A 19,905-nucleotide genomic window follows, 5' to 3' on the forward strand; every position below is an offset into this window, starting at 1 on the left:
CTAGATCACGGAGTGCGAGAGCACGGGCAGCTGCGCGCGCGTGCTCTCGACCCTTGCGGCATCGATGTCGAACAGCACCACGCCCTCTTCGCTGGCCTGCTGCGCCACCACCGCGCCCCAGGGGTCGACGATCAGCGACTGGCCCCAGGTCCGGCGGCCGTTCTCGTGCGTGCCGCCCTGTGCGGGGGCGACCACCCAGGCCAGGTTCTCGACGGCGCGGGCGCGCAGCAGCACCTCCCAGTGGGCGGCGCCGGTAGTGCGCGTGAAGGCGCTGGGCACCAGCAGCAGGTCGGCGCCCTGTTTCGCGAGCGCGCGGTAGAGCTCGGGAAAGCGCAGGTCGTAGCACACACTCATGCCCACGCGCCAGCTGTGGCCGTCGCGCGAGGGCAGGTCGAACACCACGGGCTGCGTGCCGGGCGCGATGACGCGGCGCTCGTCGTAGCGCTCGGTGCCGTTGTCGAAGAAGAACAGATGGATCTTGTCGTAGCGCGCCACGCACCGCCCCTCGGGCGAGAAGGCCAGCGAGCTGTTGAACACGTGCTCGGCGTCGGTGCTCTCGATGGGCAGCGTGCCGCCGACGATCCACAGGCCGAACTCGCGCGCCGCGTCGGCCAGGAAGCCCTGCACCGCGCCTGCGCCGGCGGTCTCGCGCAGGCCCAGCTTGTCGGTGTCGCGTGCGCCCATCATGCAGAAATACTCGGGCAGCACCGCCAGCTCGGCGCCGGCCGCGGCCGCCTGCGCGAGCAGGCTGTGGGCGCGCGCGAGGTTGGTTTCGCGGGCGATGGCCGACACCATCTGGATGGCTGCGACTTTCATTGCGTGGTCTCCGTTTTCTTGCCTTCGTTCGCGGCCGGCGAACCCGGCAGGCCGGGGATGGCCGGAATGCTCTGGGGCAGCAGTTGCAGCGTGCGCGGCACCTTCGCTATTTTGGGGTCGGCCCAGGTGCCTTCGATGTGGAACTCCTGCGTGGCGGCCGCCGCCAGCGGCTTGCTCAATACCCATTGGGCGAGGAAGGTGCCCAGGCCGATGGCCGGGTTGATGGCGGTGGCCACGAGCGCGGCCGTGCCCGCATTGATCTCGGGCACCACCACCACGCGCAGGTTCTGCGTCTCGCGCACGATGTCGGCCGAGCCGTCCATCAGGGCGGCAGCGTTGACGCCCTTCATCTGCAGGTTGTTGGTGCTGGCGATGCCCTTGTTGATCTTCGCGTCGCCGCGAATGAAGTCGAAGGCGAAGCCCTGGCTGAAGACGTCGCGGAAGTCGAGCGTGAGCCGGCGCGGCAGCGCCTGCAGGCTCAGCACGCCGAGCAGCTTGGCCAGGCCCGGGTCGGCCTTGAGGAACTGGCCCTGCTCCACGTCGACCTGCAGCTGCCCGCCCAGGCTCGGGTAGTCGAGCGAGAACGGCGAACCGCGCCAGTTGACGTCGCCCTCGATCCGCCCGCGGCCGCGCAGCAGCACGCCCGGCATGCCGAAGCGCGTGAGCAGGTCGCCGGCATCGCTGATGTCGAGCTTGAACGTCATGGCGGTGCGGCGCTGGCCGGCCGCGGCACCGGGCACCGCCGCCCAGCTGCCCTTGGCCGCGAAGCTGGCCTCGGGCATGGTGAAGGTCAGCTTGTTGAGCGCCCATTCGCGGCTCGCGCCCCCGCGGTTGACCGCGTCGATCTCGGCGCGGCCCAGGCGCTTGCCGAGCAGCTCGAAATCGTCGATCACGATGTCGAGCGCCGGCAGGGTGCCGGGCTGCTCGTCGAGCAGGGTCTCGACCTGCGTAGCCTCGGCCGGTGCGATCTTCAGCCGCGCGAGCCGCGCATGGAGGCGCCCGGCCTGCGCGTGGCGGTATTCGGCATAGCCGCTGAGTTCGGTGGCGTCGATGTTGGCGCGCCAGACGGCGCCGTCGCGCGTACCGCCGAGCACCACGTTGTGCAGCGTGCGGCCCGCGATGCCGAGCTGCTGCGCGCGCACCGCGATGCGCGTGGGCAGGTAGGCCTGCGAGGGATCGTCGGCGCGCTCCGCCGTCTCGGTGCCGGTGCCGGTCGCCTCGCCGAGCAGCGCCTGCCATGCCGCCATGTCGAGCTTGGCGACGTTGACGTTCGCGAACACGCCCTTGTCGGGCAGGCTGGCCGTCTCGCCGGCCGCGAGGCCGACGCCGATGCTGCCGCGCAACACGCGCGCCTCGTTGCCGACGAGATCGCGCACGTACTGGACGGCGCCGACGCGGCCGAGGTCGAGCGAGAGCTGGTCCTGCGTGGCCACGATGGCGCCCTGTTTCGTGGTTTCGCGCGCGAGCACCTTCTTCTCGATGCGCAGCGGCATCTGCTCTTCGGCCGTCTTCACGAGCGGCGGCGGCAGCTGCAGCGCCAGGCCCTGCAGGCTGCTGGTGAGCGAGAACTCGGGCGTGCCGTCGCGCATCGAGAAAGTGGCCGCATAGGGCGTGCTGCCAGTCGCCTTCTTCGCGAGGCGGGCGAGCCAGTCGACCTCGCGCGCGCCGCGCAGGCCCTCGGCCGTGGCCGTGCCCTGCGCCTTCAGGGCCACCTCGCGATTCGGGCCGGTGAAGCGGCCGCGGCCTTCGACGCGGATGTCGCCGCCGAGCAGCCTGGCCTGCACGCCGGCCAGCGAAAAGCCGGTTTCGGTGAAGCTGAGCGTGCCCTTGACCTGCGTGAGCGAAGGCGCCTCGGGCACGACTTGCAGCTCGTTGTCGGCCAGCGCCACCGTGGCCTGCACCTTGGCGTTTTCCATGGCCGCCAGGGGCAGTTCGAGGTGCAGCTTGTAGTCGGCCGAACCGGTGGCGCGCGCGGTCCGCATGATCTCGCCGGTTTCGCCGGCCAGCGGCGCGCCCGCGCGCAGCACCTCGCCGAGCGGCCCCTTGGCCTGCGCATCGACGCGCAGCATCGAGGCATGGTGCGACATGTCGGCGATCTGCGCCTCGGCCTTCGTGATCTCGACACCGGGTGCACCGACGATCCGGCCGCGCGCATTGCGCACCAGCATGCCGGCGCGCTCGAACACGAGCTCGCCCGACAGGCCGGTGAGCGGCGGCCACACCGGGGCGGGCGTGCCGTTGCGCAGCGGCGCGGAGGACGGCGGCACGTAGGCGTAGTTGACGTCGGCCACCTTGGCGGCGATGCGGAAGTCGCCCTGCTTCGGGTCCATGAAAGGCATGTCGTGCAGGTCGCCGCGCACGCGGAAGTCGACGCTGCTGGCGACGCCCTTGGTGACGGCGTTGCGCACGTAGTCGCGCGTGTGCTGGGGAATGTCGAGCGGCAGGTAGCGGAACACGCGCGTGCCGTCGGCGCGGGTCAGCTTGCCCTGCAGGTCGAGCACGCCGGGAAAGCGTCCGTGGCCGCTGGAGACGGCCGGGTCGCTGGTGCGCCAGGTGGCTTCGGCATCGCCCTCGGCGTCGGCGTTGGCGAAGCGCAGCTTCGACAGCTGCAGCTGCGCGTTGCCGTTGTCGAGCTTCCATTGCAGCTGCGCCGAGAGCCGGTCGATGGGAATGACCGGCTCTTCGAACACGCCCGGGAATTCGAGCGTGCCCTGTGCGATGGCGAGCGTGGCGGTGCCGCCGGTGTGGGAGGCGTCGAAGTCGACCGCGGCGCCGCTCAGGCCGGGGGTGCCGGGACGGGTCTTGGGCGGTGTGGCCGCCGCATCCAGCCTGCCGGGCTGCGAGGCGATGCGCAGGCCGCTGACGCGGCCCTTGGCCTGGTAGCGGCTGGGCGCGCCCAGCGGGCCCTGCCAGTTCAGGTCGACGCGCTCGACGAGGCCGCGCGGCGCGTAGGCGTCGAGCATGCGGTGCGTGGCATCGCCCAGCGGCAGCCGGTCGGCGATGAGGGCCAGCGCGGCCAGGTCGAGGCGGTCGGCACGCAGCGCGCCGTGCTCGGGCGTGCGGCCCTTGCCCGGCGTGTGCTGCAGCCGCAGGTTGCCGCCGGGCCAGCGCAGGCCGTCGCTGGTGTCGAACTGCAGCGCGGTGGTCGAGAACTCCAGCGTCTCCTCGGTGAGCTGCCCCGCGAGGCGGCCGGTGACGGCGCGCAGCACCAGCGGCTGCAGGCCCTTGGCGAGCGATACGTCGACCTTGTCGAGCCCCAGGTCGGCCGCGCCGCCGACGACCTGGCCGTCGTCCACGTCGGCCCACACGCGCAGCGCGCCGTTGCCTTCGCGGATGCGGGCGTCGAGCGACACGTACTGGCCGAGCCGGGTCACGTCGATGTAGGGCAGGTCGGCATAGAGCTGGCCATCCCAGGTCTGCCAGTGGCCGCTGCGGATGGACAGCAGCGGCTGGCGGAACTGGCCGCGCAGGGTGAAGCGCTGGCCCCAGCCGGCCGGCGGCGTGGCGTCGAGCCGCAGCCCGTGGCGCCGGGCGCTGTTGCGCGCGACGAAGCGCACGTCCGTCAGCAGCAGGGGTTCGGCCTGGCGCTGCTCGTCGGTCCAGCGCACGGTGCCGCCTTCGATGACCAGTTCGCGCTGGGCAAAAAACCAGTCGGCGCCGCGGGTTTCCCCGCTCGTGTCAGTCGCCATGTGCAAACCGGCCACATGGAGTTTTCCCTGAGTGTCGCGCCGCACGTCGAGTTGCGGACCCTCGATGTAGAGCTGCTCGAAGTTGAGCCTCCAGAGCGAGCGCGGCGACACGCTGGCCACCACGCGCACGAGGCGCAGGGCCTCGCGCTTGCCGGCGTCGAGCAGCACCACGTCGCGCAATTCGAAAGCCGGGAAAAGCCCTTCGGAGCGGGCGGTGATCGATCCGATCAGGACCGGCACGCCGATCGCCTTGCTAGCCTGTGCCTCCAGTGCACCGCGGAAATCGCCGATTCGCGGCACAATCCACGCGTGTAGGACAACGACTGACAGCGCCAGCAGAAGCCATGCAGCGATCAACAGACTCAGCAGCCAGCGCGCTGTCACAGCGGTTAATTTGAGCAGACGTGAAGGGGAAGACGCCGTGTCGTTCATTGAGGATCGCGCTGTGTCGGGAATTATGACCGCCAGCATTCAGAGGGGTTCCACGGAAACCAGCATCAGTGTGAACCACTTGCCAGACACTTCGACGCAGGCCGCGTCATCTTCTTACTCACGCTTCGTGCAGCGCCTGCGTCGCAGGTATGCGGCCGAGCTTTCATTGCTTCCCCCTGGTGCGCCGCGGCGCGAGTCGATGATGGTGGCTTACGAGGCATTGCGCCGGCGTGGGGACAACGTCGGCGATGCACTGCGGATTGTGCGGCAGCTCGTGATGGAGCGGCTCGTGACGCTCGACTGCGACGAACAGGCGCCGCTGGCCGTGGTGACCACCGCCGTCACCGAACTGGCCGAGTTGGCACTCGATATTGCGTGCCAGGACGCCTGCCACGAACTCGACACCGCGCACGGCGCCCCGCTCGGCCCCGAGGGCCAGCGCTCGCAGCTGTGGATCGTCGGCATGGGCAAGCTCGGCGCGCGCGAGCTCAACGTGTCGAGCGACATCGACCTGATCTACCTCTACGACGTCGACGGCGAAACCGCCGGCGATGCCGACGGCCGCGGCCGGCTGTCGAACCAGGAATACTTCGGGCGGGCCGTGAAGCGCATCTACGCGCTGGTGGGCGACACCACCGAGCACGGCTTCGTGTTCCGCGTCGACCTGGCGCTGCGGCCCAACGGCAATTCGGGCCCGAGCGTGGTCTCGCTCGATGCGCTCGAAGAATATTTCCAGGTGCAGGGCCGCGAATGGGAGCGCTTCGCCTGGATGAAGAGCCGGGTGGTGGCGCCGCGCGACATCGTGCTCGCGGGCCAGGCCCAGGGGCTGCGCGGTGCGGTGCTGCCCTTCGTGTTCCGGCGCTACCTCGACTACAGCGTGTTCGATTCGCTGCGCGTGCTGCACCGGCAGATCCGCGAGCAGTCGGCGCGCCGCAGCGCCGGGCGGCCCGAGCGCGCCAACGACGTGAAGCTGTCGCGCGGCGGCATCCGCGAGATCGAGTTCACCGTGCAGCTGCTGCAGGTGGTGCGCGGCGGCCAATTCCCCGAACTGCGCACGCGGCCCACGCTCGATGCGCTGCAGCGCCTCGCGCGCGCCAACCTCATGCCGCAGGAAACCGCCGACGCGCTGGCCGCGGCCTACGAGTTCCTGCGCCGCGTGGAGCACCGCATCCAGTACCTCGACGACCAGCAGACCCACGCGCTGCCGGTGTCCGACGACGACCTGCGCTGGATTGCCCAGACCATGGGCTACGACTGCTGCGCCTTCCTCGAGCAGCTCGACACGCACCGCGAGTTCGTCGCGCAGGAGTTCGACAAGCTGCTCGGCGGCGAGAAGCCCTGCAACGGCAAGTGCAATGGCAAGAAGGCCTCCGCCGCGCCGGCCGATCTCGCCGATCTGCTCGACGATCTGCCGGCCGCCTTCGCCGACCGCATCCGCGACTGGTGCGAAACGCCGCGCGTGCTCGCCCTGCGCGAGGAGACGCGCGGGCGGCTGCGCCAGCTGGTGCAGCGCACCGGCCAATGGCTCAAGGAGCCCGATGGCGACGGCCCCGGACAAACGCCGCGCCACGTCGATGCGGCCTTGCGCTGGGCCGACTGGATCGAACCGCTGCTGCGCCGCGAGAGCTACCTCGCGCTGCTGGTCGAACGCCCGGCCGTGCAGCAACGCCTGCTGCGCCTGCTCGGCGCCGCGAAGTGGCCCGCGCGCTACCTGATGCAGCACCCGGGCGTGATCGACGAGCTGGCGAGCGACGAAATGTTGTCGGGCCGCTTCGTGGCCGCCGAGTTCGAGCGCGAGCTCGAGGCGCGCCACGCCTCGCTCACCCGCACCGGCGAAGCCGACGAAGAGCGCCTGCTGAACCTGCTGCGCCACGCCCACCACGCCGAGGTGTTCCGCACGCTGGCACGCGACGTCGATGGCCGCATCACGGTCGAGCAGGTCGCCGACGACCTGAGCGCATTGGCCGACACCACCTTGCGCGTGACCGCCCACTGGTGCTGGCCGCACGTGCGCAACCGGCACCGCGAGGTGCCGCAGTTCGCGATCATCGGCTACGGCAAGCTGGGCGGGAAGGAACTGGGCTACGGCAGCGACCTCGACATCGTGTTCGTCTATGACGACGACGACGAGCGCGCCGGCGAGGTCTACGCCGCCTACGTGCGCAAGCTCATCAACTGGCTCACGGTGAAGACGCGCGAGGGCGACCTGTTCGAGATCGATACCGCCCTGCGGCCCAACGGCAACTCGGGCCTGCTGACCACCAGCTTCGAAGCCTACGAAAAGTACCAGCTCGGCCGCGGCAGCAATACCGCGTGGACCTGGGAACACCAGGCCATGACGCGCGCGCGCTTCGTGCTCGGCAGCGAGGACCACGGCGCCGAACTGGGCGCGCGTTTCGACCAGGTGCGCGAGGCCGTGCTGGTGTCGCCGCGCGACCGCGAGGCGCTGAAGGCCGAGATCATCGCCATGCGCGACAAGCTGCGTGGCGCGCGGCCCGTGAAAGCCGACCGGTTCGACGTGAAGCACAGCCCCGGCGGTATGGTCGACGCCGAATTCGCGGTGCAGTTCCTGGTGCTGTCGTCGTCGGGCGAGCACCCCGAGCTGATTCCGAACGTGGGCAACATCGCACTGCTGCTGCGCGCCGAGCTCGCGGGGCTGCTGCCTGAAGGCGTGGGCCGCAATGCGGCACGGGCCTATCGCGAGCTGCGCCGCGTGCAGCATCGCGCGCGCCTGAACGAAGAGCCGACCCAGGTCACACCGCCCGCACTGGCCGCCGAGCGCGACGCGATGCTGGCGCTATGGAAGGCCGTATTTGGCTGACTTGGCTCACCCCCAGGCTTCGCGCACTTCGTGTCGCTTCGCCTCCCCCCTTGCAGGGGGCAACACCGGCGGCCCGGCAAAGCCGGTTCCGCGGTGTTTCTGGCGCGAACCGTATCGAGAAGCTGCGGCAGTGTGTGCAGTCGCAATCGCCATCCTTCTTGCGGGCTGCGCCAGCGGTCCGCGCAGCGGCGGCGGCGTTGCCGGCGGCCGCGACGGGCCAGGCACGAACATTCCGCCGGACCTCGCCAGCGTGCCCGACGCCGAGCCCCGCATCGAATCCATCCGTGCCAGCGGCGGCACCAGCAAGCCGTACACCGTGCTGGGCCGCGGCTACCAGCCGATCACCGACGACCGGCCCTTTCGCGAATCGGGGCTGGCCTCCTGGTACGGCCGCAAGTTCCATGCGGCATCCACCTCGAGCGGCGAGCCCTACGACATGTACGCCATGACGGCCGCGCACAAGACACTGCCGCTGCCGAGCTACGTGCGCGTGCGCAACCCGGCCAACGGGCGCGAGGTGATCGTGCGCGTGAACGACCGCGGGCCCTTCGTGGACGGTCGCGTCATCGACCTGAGCTACACGGCCGCGCTGAAGCTCGACCTGCTGCGCGGCGTGGCGCCGGTGGAGATCGAGCGCATCACGAACGAGGACATCCGCACCGGCGCGTGGCGGCGCGACGCCGGCACGGCCTATGCCGCGGCGCCCGCCCCCGTGCCCGTCTTCGCGCGGGTACCGGCGGCACGTGTGGCGAGCGCGCAGCAAGTGCGGGTGCCGGCCGAATGGGTGGCGCCGATAGCCGCGGCGGACAACGACATGCCGCCGTCCGCGTCGACGATGCCGGTCGCGCCGCAGACACCGATGGCGACGGCCAATCCGTCCGGCGCCGAAACCGAATCGGCACAGTGGCCGCCTTCCACGCCGCCGCGCCAGGCCATCGTGGTGAACGACCTCGCGCCGCTGCAGGCCGCACCTTCACCGCCGCCGCTGCCGGCAGGAGCGCCCGCACCATCCACCGCCCTGCCGGGCTTCTGGGTCCAGCTCGGTGCGTTCCGTGAGCGCGAAGGTGCCGAGAGCCTGCAGAACCAGGCGTCCCGCGGCGTGCCTTCGCTGGCATCGCAGCTGCGGGTTTTCAGCGAGGCTGGCACGCACCGGCTGCAGGCCGGTCCCTTCACCTCGCGCAATGCGGCCGGCGAGGCGGTCACGCAGCTGCGCGAGAGCCTGCGCATCTCGCCGATGGTGGTGGAGCGCCGCTGAGCGCGGCCCCCGAGGCCGCCTCGGCGACGGCTCAGGGCATGGCCTTGACGGCCACCGGCATGCGCATGCCGACGCCCATGCGGTTCCAGGCATTGATCTGCGCGATGGCGACGGAAAGCTCGGCGATCTCGACTTCGCTGAAATGCGCCTGCAGCGCCTCGAACTCGGCGTCGCGGCCGCCATGGTGTTCGGACAGGCGCGTCAGCGTTTCGGCCCAGGCGAAGGCGGCGCGCTCGCGCTCGTTGAAGAAGCTCACTTCGCGCCAGGTCGCGAGGCTGTTGATGCGCTGCCAGTCTTCGCCCTGCTGGCGCAGGTCGCGCACGTGCATGTCGAGGCAATAGGCGCAGCCGTTGATCTGCGAGACGCGGGCGTAGACCAGGTCGAGCAGCGTCTTGCCGAGCGTGGTGGCCTCGTAGGCGCCGTTCACGCCGAGCATGGCCTGGAAGGCCTTGGGGACGGTCTTGTACCAGTTGAGACGGGGGGTGCTGTTCATGGTGCTCTGACTCCAGTGAGTGGGTTGAAACGAATCTGCCTACCCCCTGAAGACGTGCCGGCCGAGCGCCTTGTGACACACCGCGCGAAATTATTCTTTCGGCGAAGAAAAATACAGGCGTGCGATGTGCGCCAGCTTGTCCGGGTTGCGCTGTGCGCGGATGCGCACGATCCGCTCGTCCTCGATCTCGAAGGTCTGGGCCGATTCGAGTGCGCCGTCGACGAAGCGCAGCAGCCCGGGCTCGCCGTTGATTTCGACCAGCTCCATGCGCACCGCCGGCCCCAGGCGGCGCCAGAGCGCGAAGTAGAGCTGCGCCAGGCGCTGGCTGCCGCGCAGGATCTTGCTGAAGCTCTGCACCTTGCCGCCGCCGTCGCCGATGAGTTCGACGTCCTCGGCCATCAGCGCCTTCAGGTCCTGCAGGCTGCCGCGCGCGGCAGCGTCGGCGAAGGCGCGCAGCAGGCGCTGGTGCGTTTCGCGCGGCACGCTGAAGCGCGGGCGCCCCTCCTGCACCTGCGCCTTGGCGCGGTGCACGAGCTGGCGGCAGGCGGCCTCGCTCTTGCCGAGCGTGCGGGCGATTTCGTCGTAGTCGGCGTCGAACACTTCGCGCAGCAGGAAGGCGGCGCGGGCCTCGGGCGCGAGGCGCTCCAGCACGGCGAGGAAGGCGACGGAGATGTTGTCGGCGCGCTCGAGCAGCTGTTCGGGGCTTTCAGGCGCATCGGTCAGCACGGGCTCGGGCATCCAGGCGCCGATGTAGTGCTCGCGCTGGACCTTGGCGGCGCGCAGCCGGTCGATCGACAGGCGGGTGACGACGGTCACGAGCCAGGCTTCGGCGCTGTCGAAGCTGGCCTTGTCGGCTTCGTGCCAGCGCAGCCATGCGTCCTGCACGACCTCTTCGGCCTCGGCCATGGAGCCGAGCATGCGGTAGGCGATGCCCTGCAGGCGGCCGCGGTGGCTGTCGAAGGTGAGGGTCGGGTCGTCCATGGCCATAAGACGGATGACAGCCGAGGTTTGTGACAACCCCTAAAGAGTGGGCGGCATTTCCGCCAGGGCCGCCGCGCACGCCCGCCCCCGGCAGGGGGCTGGCGAAGCGACACGAAGTGCGCGCAGCCTAGGGGCGAACAACAGCTACGCGCCTTGGTATTCAGGCTTGGGGCCGAGGGTGGCCGTGATTTCCTTGCGGTAGCGATTCAGCTCCTGCACGGTCTTGAAGCTGCGGTTCATCAGCAGGCTCAGGTTGTGCAAGATGCGTTCGCCGACCTTGGTTTCCCAGACGGCGTCGAACTTGATCTGCTTGTCGAGCCAGTGCTCCAGCCAGTCCGGGTCGGGCATGCGGCTCTGGATGGTGTCGTTCGGGAACAGCGCCTTGTTGACGTGCAGGTTCGTCGGATGCAGCGCCTGCGCGGTGCGGCGCGCGCTGGCCATCAGCACGCCGACCTTGGTGAAGGCGGCACGGGCCTCGTCGCCGAACTTCTCCATCGCGCGCTTCATGTAGCGAAGGTAGGCGCCGCCGTGGCGGGCTTCGTCCTGGCTCAGCGTGGTGTAGATGTGCTTGATGACCGGCTCGGTGTGCCACTGGGCGGCGCGGCGGTACCAGTGGTTGAGGCGGATTTCGCCGCAGAAATGCAGCATGAGGGTTTCGAGCGGCGGGGCCGGGTCGAAGTCGAAGCGCACTTCGTGCAGTTCCTGCTCGGTGGGCGCGTGCTTGGGGCTGAAGCGCTTCAGGTATTCCATGAGCACCAGCGAATGCTTCTGCTCCTCGAAGAACCAGATCGACATGAAAGCGGAAAAGTCGCTATCGTGGCGGTTGTCGCGCAGGAACATCTCGGTGGCCGGCAACGCCGCCCACTCGGTGATGGCATTCATCTTGATGGTCTGGGCCTGCTCTTCCGACAGCAAGGAAGCGTCGAACGACTGCCAGGGAATGTCCTTGTCCATGTCCCAACGGACGGATTCGAGTTGTCTGAAGAGTTCCGGATAGAGCATCAATGTCTTTCTATGGCCGCCGATTTTAGTCGGCCCGTTTGGCGCGACCATGACAGACGCGCGATGATGCGGCTATACGCGCCGTTGCGGCACGGATGCACATCTCCTTTTTGAACCAGGATCCCGCGATGCGAACCCTTTTCTTATTGTCGACGCTCTGGCGATGCGCCCCCGCGGTTTCCCTCGTGGCGGGCCTCTTTTCGATGCTGCCGGCCCACGCCCAGACAGCCTATGCGGCCCCCGCTCCGGCAGAGGCCGCAGGATGCCCTGCAATCCTGCAACACACCTTCCCAAGGCTGCAGGATGAAAAACCCCAGTCTTTGTGCCAGTATTCCGGCAAGGTGGTTCTGGTGGTCAATACGGCCAGCTTCTGCGGTTTCACCCCGCAATACAAGGGGCTGGAGTCGCTGGACATGAAATACCGCTCGCGCGGGCTCGTGGTGCTGGGCTTCCCGTCGAATGACTTCGCCCAGGAATCGGGCTCCAACAAGGAGATTGCCGACTTCTGCGAAAGCACTTTCGGGGTGAAATTCCCGATGTTCGCCAAGTCGTCGGTGCGCGGCACTGACGCCAATCCGCTGTTCAAGCAGCTCGCGCAGGCCTCGGGCACCACGCCGAAGTGGAATTTCTACAAATACCTGATCGGGCGCGACGGCAAGGTCGTACAGGCGTGGTCGAGCATGACGGCGCCCGATGAAAACGGCTTCGTGAACGTCATCGAGAAGCAGCTCGGCCCCAACTGACACCGACACGGCCGGTCATGGTGACTTTGGAGACACAAACGTTTACCAAACGAGCGGGAACCGTGCAGCAGATGCCGCGCTCCTAAATCGCGTGGGCAGTGATTGCCCACCCGTTTTCATGTTGCGAGGTCTTCCGGGCGCTTGCCGTTCGGTCGAAATCCCGAGGCGATTCTTCTCCTCCTCCCTCCCTCCCTCCTTCGCGTCGGGGCGCCTCGCAGCATTTTTGTCTACCAGCCGCAGACGTTGAAAAGGCGCCTCGCGGCGCCTTTTTCAGGGTTTGGTGTCGATGAAGCTGGGCCGCAGCATCAGCTTGTCGTACAGCTTGGCCAGGTTGCCGTGCTCCCCCCGCCAGTCGATATCGGGAAAGCGCAGGTCCAGCCAGCCCAGCGTGCAGCCCACCGCGATGTCCGACAGGCTCAGGTGGATGCCGCTGCAGAAGGGCTTGTCGCCCAGGCCCTTGGCCATCGCGGCAATGCCGCCCTCTACCTTGTTGCGCTGGCGCTCGATCCAGGCTGCGCTGCGCTCGCCGTCGCTGCGCCCGGCCCAGGTGGCCTCCAGGCGCCAGAGCACGCCGGCGTCCATGACACCATCGGCCAGCGCCTCCCAGGTCTTGACCTCGGCGCGCTCCCGGCCCTGCTGGGGAATCAGCTTGCCGACCGGCGAGAGGGTGTCCAGGTATTCGACGATCACGCGGGAGTCGAACATCGCCTCGCCGCCTTCCATGATCAGGCAGGGAACCTTGCCGAGCGGGTTGGAATGGGAGATCGTGGTGTCGGCGGCCCAGACGTCCTCGAGCACGAACTGGTAATCGAGCCGCTTCTCCGCCAGCACCACGCGCACCTTGCGCACATAAGGGCTGGCGGCGGATCCGATCAGTTTCATGAAGACTCTCTCCCTGCTTGAATGACGTTTGTTGGGGAGTCATTTTAGGTGAACGAGGAAACCAGAGCCCCGAATCGGCCCCAATCTGTCGGGACCACCCCACGGACCGGCGGCCGCCTAAAATTCGGGCATGAGCTTTTCCACCGTCTCCGCCCTCTCCCCCCTTGACGGCCGCTATGCGGCCAAACTCGCGGCACTGCGCCCGCTGATGAGCGAGCAGGGCTATATGCACCGCCGCGTGCAAGTCGAGGTGGCGTGGTTCATTGCGCTGTCCGACTGCGGCTTCGCCGAATTCAAGCCCCTCACGGGCGGCGCCCGCAAATACCTGCTGGGCCTCGTGTCCCACTTTTCCGAGGCCGACGCACTGGCCATCAAGGAAATCGAGAAAACCACCAACCACGACGTGAAGGCGGTCGAATACTGGATCAAGTCCAAGTTTGAAGCCCGGCCCGAGCTGCTCGCAGCCGCCGAGTTCGTGCACTTCGCCTGCACCAGCGAGGACATCAACAACACCAGCCACGCCCTGCAGATCCAGGCCGCGCGCGACAAGGTGGTGCTGCCGGCCATCGACGGCCTGATCACCAAGCTGCGCGAAATGGCGCACCAGTTCGCCGGCGTGTCGATGCTCTCGCGCACGCACGGCCAGACCGCCAGCCCGACCACGGTGGGCAAGGAAATCGCCAACGTGACGGTGCGCCTGTCGAAGGCTCGCGCGCAGATCGCCTCGGTGCAGCTGCTGGGCAAGATGAACGGCGCGGTCGGCAACTACAACGCCCACCTGGCCGCCTGGCCCGAGTTCGACTGGGAAGCCTTCAGCCGCAAGGTGATCGAAACGCCCGCGCCGCTGGGCCTGGGCTTGAACTTCCAGCCGTACAGCATCCAGATCGAACCGCACGACTACATGGCCGAGCTGTTCGACGCCGTCGCGCGCATCAACACGATCCTGATCGACTTCTCGCGCGACATCTGGGGCTACGTGAGCCTGGGCTACTTCAAGCAGCGGCTCAAGAAGGGCGAGATCGGCTCCTCGACGATGCCGCACAAGGTCAACCCGATCGACTTCGAGAACGCCGAAGGCAACCTGGGCCTGGCCAACGCAGTACTGCGCCACCTGAGCGAGAAGCTGCCCATCAGCCGCTGGCAGCGCGACCTGACCGACAGCACGGTGCTGCGCAACATCGGCGTGGCCTTCGGCTACGCCACGCTGGCCTATGCAAGCCTGGCCACGGGCCTGGGCAAGCTCGAACTCAACGAGGAAGCGCTGGCCGAAGACCTCAACGCCTCGTGGGAAGTGCTGGCAGAACCGATCCAGACCGTGATGCGCCGCTTCGGTGTGCAGGGCGCCTACGAGCAGCTCAAGGAAGTGACGCGCGGCAAGACCGTGACGGCCGAGGCGCTGCATGGACTGATCCGCTCGCTCGCAATTCCGGAGGAGGAAAAGGCCCGCCTGCTGGCCATGACTCCCGCCAGCTACGTGGGCAAGGCGGCGGAACTCGCCAGTAGAATTTAAGCCTCCTGTATCGATGCAACAGCCGCCTGAAGGCGGCTGTTTTGCGTCGGTGGTTATCTTTTCCAGCCAACGCCCCCGCGGGGCGCCAGCCAACAACATTCTCCGAGGGGCCCGCCGCCCCTCTGTTGGTCATGCGCACCCCTCTGAGACGTCTCTGGCTCAAGGTTCATCGCTGGATCGGCCTCACGCTCGGTCCGATCCTCGCACTCACCGCCCTGCTCGGCGCCGTGCTGGTGGTGGCGCTGCCGCTCGACCGCCAGGCTCATCCCGACTTCTTCGTCGCCCGCTCGGCCGGTGATGCCACCACGGCCGCGCTTCCGCTGGAGCCCCTGCGCCAGCGCCTTGCGGCCGAGTTCGGTCCCGACGCCAACTTCACGCTGCGCCCACCGCGCAAGCCCACCGACACGCTGTGGGTGCTGGTGCGCGGCAAGTGGGAAGGCACGCTCTACCTCGACCCCGCCACCGGCGCCGAGCAGGGGCGGCGCGGCACGCACGAGGGCGCCTACAACATCCTGTTCGAGCTGCACAGCAGCCTGCTGCTGGACGACACCGGCAAGGGCGTGCTCGCCTTCGCCGCGCTGGCCTACCTGTTCCTGCTGGTCACGGGCATCGTGCTGTGGTGGCCGGTGCGCTGGCCACCGTCGCTGCGCATCGTGCTGAACCGCGGGCTGCTGCGCGGGCTGTTCGATCTGCACCGTACCGGCGGCGCGGTGCTCGGGCTGCTGATCGCGGTGTCGGTGGCCACGGGCGCGTACATGGCGTGGCGGCCGCTGGGCGATGCCATCTCCGGCGCGATGGGGCAGCCGCCGCTGAAGCCGCCGGTGATCGCCAAGGGCGCGGCCGATGGCCCGCGCCTCCCGCTGGACGAGCTCGTAACCCGTGCCCGACAGGTGTACCCGGGCCAGCCCATCGGCTTCATACAGGTGCCCGCCAAGACCAGCCGGCCGATGCGTGTGCGCTTCCGCCTGTCGGACGACCCGCATCCGAACGGCATCGGCTCGGTGTGGCTGAACCCGGTGACCGGCGAGGTGCTGGCCGCACGCAAATGGCAGGACCTCGACGCGGGCAACGGCGCGGTGGCGGCGATCTACCCGCTGCACACCGGCGAACTGGGCGGACCGCTGCACGAGGCGCTCACCGCGCTGCTGGGCCTGGCGCTCGGCGGCCTGGGCCTGAGCGGCGTCTGGCTGTGGTGGCGCCGGCGCGCCATGGCGAGCGCCGCCCGCGACAACGACACGCTTTCCCGGGGCAGGACGGCGCCCTGAACGGCTCCACGCCGCGCACGACCTGCTTCTTCACCATCAGAAAACCCGTAGGAGGAATCTCCCTTGTTGTTCACGCACAAACGCACAGCCGTTGCGATGGCGCTGCTTCTCCTGAGCCTGCAGGGCTTCGCCGCCGAGGCCGAGCCCTCAACAGCCGACGCGACCAAGCCGCTGGAAACCATCACCGTCACCGGCGACTGGCTCGGCAGCCCCAGCGAAACCAAGGTGCTCGAGCACCCCGGTGCCCGAAGCATCATCGAGCGCAAGCAGATCCAGGAAAGCGGCTCGTCCAACGTGCGCGATGTGCTGCGCCAGATGCCCGGCGTGCAGGTGCAGGAGAGCAACGGCACCGGTGGCAGCGACATTTCGCTCAACGTGGGCGTGCGTGGTTTGACCTCGCGCCTGTCGCCGCGCTCCACCGTGCTGCTCGACGGCGTGCCGCTGGCCTACGCGCCCTACGGCCAGCCGCAGCTGTCGCTGGCGCCGCTGTCGCTGGGCAACCTGGAAGCGGTCGACGTGGTGCGCGGCGCGGGCTCGGTGCGCTATGGTCCCCAGAACGTGGGCGGCATCATCAATTTCGTGTCGCGCGCGATCCCGAAACGGTTCTCGGGCGAGGTGAGCGTGGGCGTGGAAAGCGCGGGCCACGACGGCGGCACCAAGACCACGCCCAACCTCTTCATCGGCGGCACCAACGAGAACGGTCTGGGCCTGGCGCTGCTGTATTCGGGCACGCACGGCGACGGCTTCCGCCAGAGCAACGACCACACCAGCATCGACGACCTGATGCTCAAGGGCGCCTACCGCATCTCGAAGACCGACGACGTCGCCATCACGCTGCACCACTTCGAAGGCAAGGGCCGCATGCCCGGCGGCCTGACGACGGCGCAGTTCGCGGCCAACCCCTTTCAGTCGGACCGCCCCTTCGACGAGTTCACCGGCCGCCGCACCGACGGCTCGGTGAAGTACACGCACAACGACGGCATCAACAAGTTCGAGATGCTGACCTACTACACGGACTCGTACCGCAGCAGCTTCCTCGAGCAGGAAGGCACCGGCACCAGCAGCGGCCGGCGCCGCCTCACCTCGGCGCCGCGCAACTACAAGACCTTCGCCGTCGAGCCCCGCTACTCGCGCCTGATCGATTCGGGCAGCGTGGTGCAGGAAGTCAGCGTCGGCTACCGCTACCTGAAGGAAGAGGCGTCCGAAGTGGCGACGCGCAGCGCCTACTACCAGCCGCGCCCGGGCTTCAACGCCTTCGGCCTGGCCAACCCGGCCTACCAGACCAGCAAGGGCGGCACGACCGCGCACGCGTTCTACATCGACGACCGCATCGACTTCGGCAACTGGACGATCACGCCCGGCGTGCGCCACGAATCGATCCGCTCGTTCAACGATGTCTACAGCCTCACCAACGGCCGCATCACCAACGCGATCTATCCGAAGATCGACTCCGACGAATGGCTGCCCACGCTGTCGGTGCTCTATCGCATGAGCGACCGCTGGTCGGTGTTCGCGAACGCGGGCGTCTCGTTCGGGCCGCAGCAGTACGCGCAGCTCGCGCAGTCGACCACCGGGCTGCATCCCGAGAAGGCCAAGACGTACGAGATCGGCACGCACTACAAGGGCGAGGCCTGGAGCGGCGAACTCACGCTGTTCAACATCAACTTCGACAAGGAACTGCTGCTGGCGCGCTCCATCACCGGCGACGTCGGCCAATGGACCGACCTGGGCGCGACGCGCCACCGCGGGCTGGAGTCGGCGCTGCGCTACGACCTCGGCACGCTGAGCGATTCGCTCAAGGGGCTGTCGGTGTCGGGCACCTACACGTACACGCAGGCCATCTCGAAGGCCGGCGCCTTCGCGGGGCGCGACCTGCCGTTCTACTCGCGCCAGGTGGCGACGCTGGGCGCGCGCTACGAGCGCGGGCCGTGGACCTTCAACGCCGACATCTACGCGCAGTCGAAGCAGCGCTCGCCGGGCTCGCCCGACGACGGCGCCAGATACGTCACGCTGGAAGACGCGACCGGCCGGCTGGGCGACATCCCCGGCTACGCCACGATGAACCTGCGCGCGGCCTACGACTTCGGCCCGTCGATGAGCAACCTGAAGCTCGCGGTGGGCGTGAAGAACCTGTTCGACCGCCGCTACTTCAACCGCTCGGTGGACAACAACGGCGGCAAGTACGTGGGACAGCCGCGCACGGTCTACCTGCAGGCCTCGGTGGCGTTCTGACGCACGGCGGGTGCCCGATCGGGCCCAACTAATAAACTCGCGCACCCATGGCCCTCAAATCCACCATCTTCAAGGCCACCCTCGCGGTGGCCGACATCGACCACGGCTACTACGCCGACCACGCGCTGACCCTGGCGCGCCACCCCAGCGAGACCGACGAACGGATGATGATCCGGCTCGTCGCGCTCGCGCTCAACGCGCACCAGCTGCAGGACATTTGCAACGGCGACGGCACGCTGGCCTTCGGCGCCGGTTTGTCGAACGTCGACGAGCCCGACGTCTGGCTGCGCGACTTCACGGGCGAGGTGAAGATCTGGATCGAGGTCGGCCAGCCGGAAGACAAGCCCATCATCAAGGCCTGCGGCAAGGCGGACGAGGTGATCGTCTACTGCTTCAACCACGCGGCCGAGATCTGGTGGCGCGGCATCGAGAACAAGCTCACGCGGCCGCAGAACCTGAAGGTCTATCGCGTGCCGACGAATGCCTCGCAGGCGCTGGCCGCGCTGGCGCAGCGCAGCATGCAGCTGCAGGCGACGATCCAGGAGAACACGCTGACGCTGGGCGACGGCACGAATTCCATCGACGTCGAACTGCTGCGCTGGAAATAGGGCTCGCCGAAGCTAGACGGCCGGCATCATCTCGCCGCACTGCCAGCACTGCTCGAAGCCGCCTTCGACCTGCTCGCCGCACACGCACCGCCAGCTGCGCTGCGGGCGGTGCTGCAATTCATGCAGCAGGCGCCTGGCCAGGTCGAACTGGGTTTCGTCGTCGATCCAGATCTCGGGCAGGCACTGGTCGGGCGGCAGCTGGCCCATCACCGCACCGAGGAATTCGCGCTGCACGGTGGCGGCCACACCTTCTTCGCGCAAGGCGTGCGCCCACACGGCCGCGATTGCGAGGTTGGGGGCTTGCGCGAGGCGGCGCATGGTCAGGGGGCCCAGTTCTTCTCGTCGTCGGAGTCGAACTCGGGCTCGGCCCCGGATACCGCAGAGGGATCGGCTTCGCGCGCACGCTCGGCGTAGCGGTTGAAGCGCCAGGCCGAGTCTTCCATCGTGATGCGGCGCCAGGTGGCGCGCTTTTCGACGGGCGTCATGGCGGGCCAGTGCTGCACCTCGTCGAAGCTGCGGCCGCAGCCCTTGCATTCGTCGTCGCCCTGGCTGGTCGAGCAGATCGCGATGCAGGGCGTGTCGGGCGTGCTCTCGTACCAGGCCATCCAGGCGGCCCAGGCCTTGGGCGGGAAACCGAGCTCGTCGACCTCGTCCTCGTGATGGAAGACCATGAGCGCGTAGACCTCGGCCAGCGCGCGCAATTCAGGGCCGAGCGTGACGCCGTCGGGCGACGGCGTCTTCTCGCGCCAGTGGTTGATGGCGGCCTCGATGTCGGTGATGTGTATGGCAGCCATGGGGCATGAAAAAGCAGCGGACGGCGATCATAGTCCGGCAATGTCCCGAAGCGGCGAAGGGACAAGATCGCTATAAAAACAAGAGCGCCATCACCAATATTCATGCGCCTTCTGAAGCAGTTCTCTTTAAATCCCTGAAAACTTTCGATTGCGCCGCCGCGAGCTTCGATGCTCTAATTCCCCCACGAAGGGGAGTAGCTCCCGACCGCTGTCCACGACAGCGCGAATCGTCAGGTCGTCAATACGAAGCAAAACACTTCCGGCCTGCCGGACAACGTACGTGCACTCGCACGCAGCGCTGTCGAGCGAGACCTTCGATTTGAACCTGTGCAGGTTTGGTCGAAGCGTCGCCAGTCTCTGGAGCCCCCGGTGTCACCCGGTC

Annotated in this window: 15 protein-coding genes; 7 read left to right on the forward strand and 8 right to left on the reverse strand. The window is 68.2% G+C overall.

Going from position 1 to position 19,905, the window contains the following annotated elements; translation table 11 throughout:
- Positions 1 to 816, reverse strand: a complete 816-nt coding sequence (locus tag ACEOAB_RS28695) for a carbon-nitrogen hydrolase family protein (RefSeq protein WP_413750991.1) — start codon at positions 814 to 816, stop codon at positions 1 to 3.
- On the reverse strand, positions 813 to 4,937 hold the full coding sequence (locus ACEOAB_RS28700) for a YhdP family protein (RefSeq protein ID WP_495653287.1): 4,125 nt from the start codon (positions 4,935 to 4,937) through the stop codon (positions 813 to 815). The genes ACEOAB_RS28695 and ACEOAB_RS28700 overlap by 4 nt, the downstream gene beginning before the upstream one ends.
- A gap of 25 nt (positions 4,938 to 4,962) precedes the next feature.
- Between ACEOAB_RS28700 and glnE the strand changes: the two genes are divergently transcribed.
- Positions 4,963 to 7,758, forward strand: coding sequence for a bifunctional [glutamate--ammonia ligase]-adenylyl-L-tyrosine phosphorylase/[glutamate--ammonia-ligase] adenylyltransferase (gene glnE, locus ACEOAB_RS28705; RefSeq protein WP_042672691.1), 2,796 nt, complete (start codon positions 4,963 to 4,965; stop codon positions 7,756 to 7,758).
- Positions 7,759 to 7,888: 130 nt separating this feature from the next.
- Positions 7,889 to 9,013: a septal ring lytic transglycosylase RlpA family protein gene (locus ACEOAB_RS28710; protein ID WP_413750055.1), complete on the forward strand. Its 1,125-nt coding sequence runs from the start codon at positions 7,889 to 7,891 to the stop codon at positions 9,011 to 9,013.
- Between the two features lie 31 nt (positions 9,014 to 9,044).
- Here the strand turns inward: ACEOAB_RS28710 and ACEOAB_RS28715 are convergent, their stop codons facing one another.
- From ACEOAB_RS28715 to ACEOAB_RS28725, 3 genes are all read right to left on the reverse strand, one after another.
- On the reverse strand, positions 9,045 to 9,506 hold the full coding sequence (locus tag ACEOAB_RS28715) for a carboxymuconolactone decarboxylase family protein (RefSeq protein WP_413750056.1): 462 nt from the start codon (positions 9,504 to 9,506) through the stop codon (positions 9,045 to 9,047).
- A gap of 90 nt (positions 9,507 to 9,596) precedes the next feature.
- The gene (locus ACEOAB_RS28720; RefSeq protein WP_007828795.1) at positions 9,597 to 10,487 is read right to left on the reverse strand and encodes an RNA polymerase sigma-70 factor; all 891 of its coding nucleotides are present in this window, start codon (positions 10,485 to 10,487) and stop codon (positions 9,597 to 9,599) included.
- A gap of 144 nt (positions 10,488 to 10,631) precedes the next feature.
- Positions 10,632 to 11,489, reverse strand: a complete 858-nt coding sequence (locus ACEOAB_RS28725; protein WP_056593111.1) for a ferritin family protein — start codon at positions 11,487 to 11,489, stop codon at positions 10,632 to 10,634.
- Positions 11,490 to 11,617: 128 nt separating this feature from the next.
- On the opposite strand from ACEOAB_RS28725, the gene ACEOAB_RS28730 reads away from it, so the two are divergent.
- The gene (locus tag ACEOAB_RS28730) at positions 11,618 to 12,232 is read left to right on the forward strand and encodes a glutathione peroxidase (RefSeq protein WP_056594410.1); all 615 of its coding nucleotides are present in this window, start codon (positions 11,618 to 11,620) and stop codon (positions 12,230 to 12,232) included.
- Between the two features lie 270 nt (positions 12,233 to 12,502).
- Here the strand turns inward: ACEOAB_RS28730 and ACEOAB_RS28735 are convergent, their stop codons facing one another.
- Positions 12,503 to 13,114 (reverse strand): glutathione S-transferase N-terminal domain-containing protein, encoded by a 612-nt coding sequence (locus ACEOAB_RS28735; protein ID WP_413750057.1) that lies wholly within the window; start codon positions 13,112 to 13,114, stop codon positions 12,503 to 12,505.
- Between the two features lie 130 nt (positions 13,115 to 13,244).
- On the opposite strand from ACEOAB_RS28735, the gene purB reads away from it, so the two are divergent.
- The 4 genes from purB (at position 13,245) to ACEOAB_RS28755 (ending at position 18,729) form a co-directional block, all read left to right on the forward strand.
- The gene (gene purB / locus ACEOAB_RS28740; protein WP_413750058.1) at positions 13,245 to 14,624 is read left to right on the forward strand and encodes an adenylosuccinate lyase; all 1,380 of its coding nucleotides are present in this window, start codon (positions 13,245 to 13,247) and stop codon (positions 14,622 to 14,624) included.
- Between the two features lie 131 nt (positions 14,625 to 14,755).
- Positions 14,756 to 15,889, forward strand: coding sequence for a PepSY-associated TM helix domain-containing protein (locus ACEOAB_RS28745; protein ID WP_495653288.1), 1,134 nt, complete (start codon positions 14,756 to 14,758; stop codon positions 15,887 to 15,889).
- 96 nt (positions 15,890 to 15,985) lie between these two features.
- Positions 15,986 to 18,121, forward strand: a complete 2,136-nt coding sequence (locus tag ACEOAB_RS28750; protein ID WP_056593125.1) for a TonB-dependent receptor family protein — start codon at positions 15,986 to 15,988, stop codon at positions 18,119 to 18,121.
- A 47-nt stretch (positions 18,122 to 18,168) separates the two neighbouring features.
- Positions 18,169 to 18,729: a YaeQ family protein gene (locus ACEOAB_RS28755; RefSeq protein ID WP_056593131.1), complete on the forward strand. Its 561-nt coding sequence runs from the start codon at positions 18,169 to 18,171 to the stop codon at positions 18,727 to 18,729.
- Positions 18,730 to 18,741: 12 nt separating this feature from the next.
- Here the strand turns inward: ACEOAB_RS28755 and ACEOAB_RS28760 are convergent, their stop codons facing one another.
- Together ACEOAB_RS28760 and ACEOAB_RS28765 are read right to left on the reverse strand one after the other, a co-directional pair.
- Complete coding sequence (locus ACEOAB_RS28760) at positions 18,742 to 19,047, reverse strand: putative signal transducing protein (RefSeq protein ID WP_056593133.1); 306 nt, start codon at positions 19,045 to 19,047, stop codon at positions 18,742 to 18,744.
- A 2-nt stretch (positions 19,048 to 19,049) separates the two neighbouring features.
- Complete coding sequence (locus ACEOAB_RS28765; protein ID WP_056593135.1) at positions 19,050 to 19,523, reverse strand: DUF3717 domain-containing protein; 474 nt, start codon at positions 19,521 to 19,523, stop codon at positions 19,050 to 19,052.
- Between the last annotated feature and the right edge of the window lie 382 nt (positions 19,524 to 19,905).

The sequence above is a fragment of the Variovorax sp. Varisp53 genome (genome assembly GCF_059491555.1).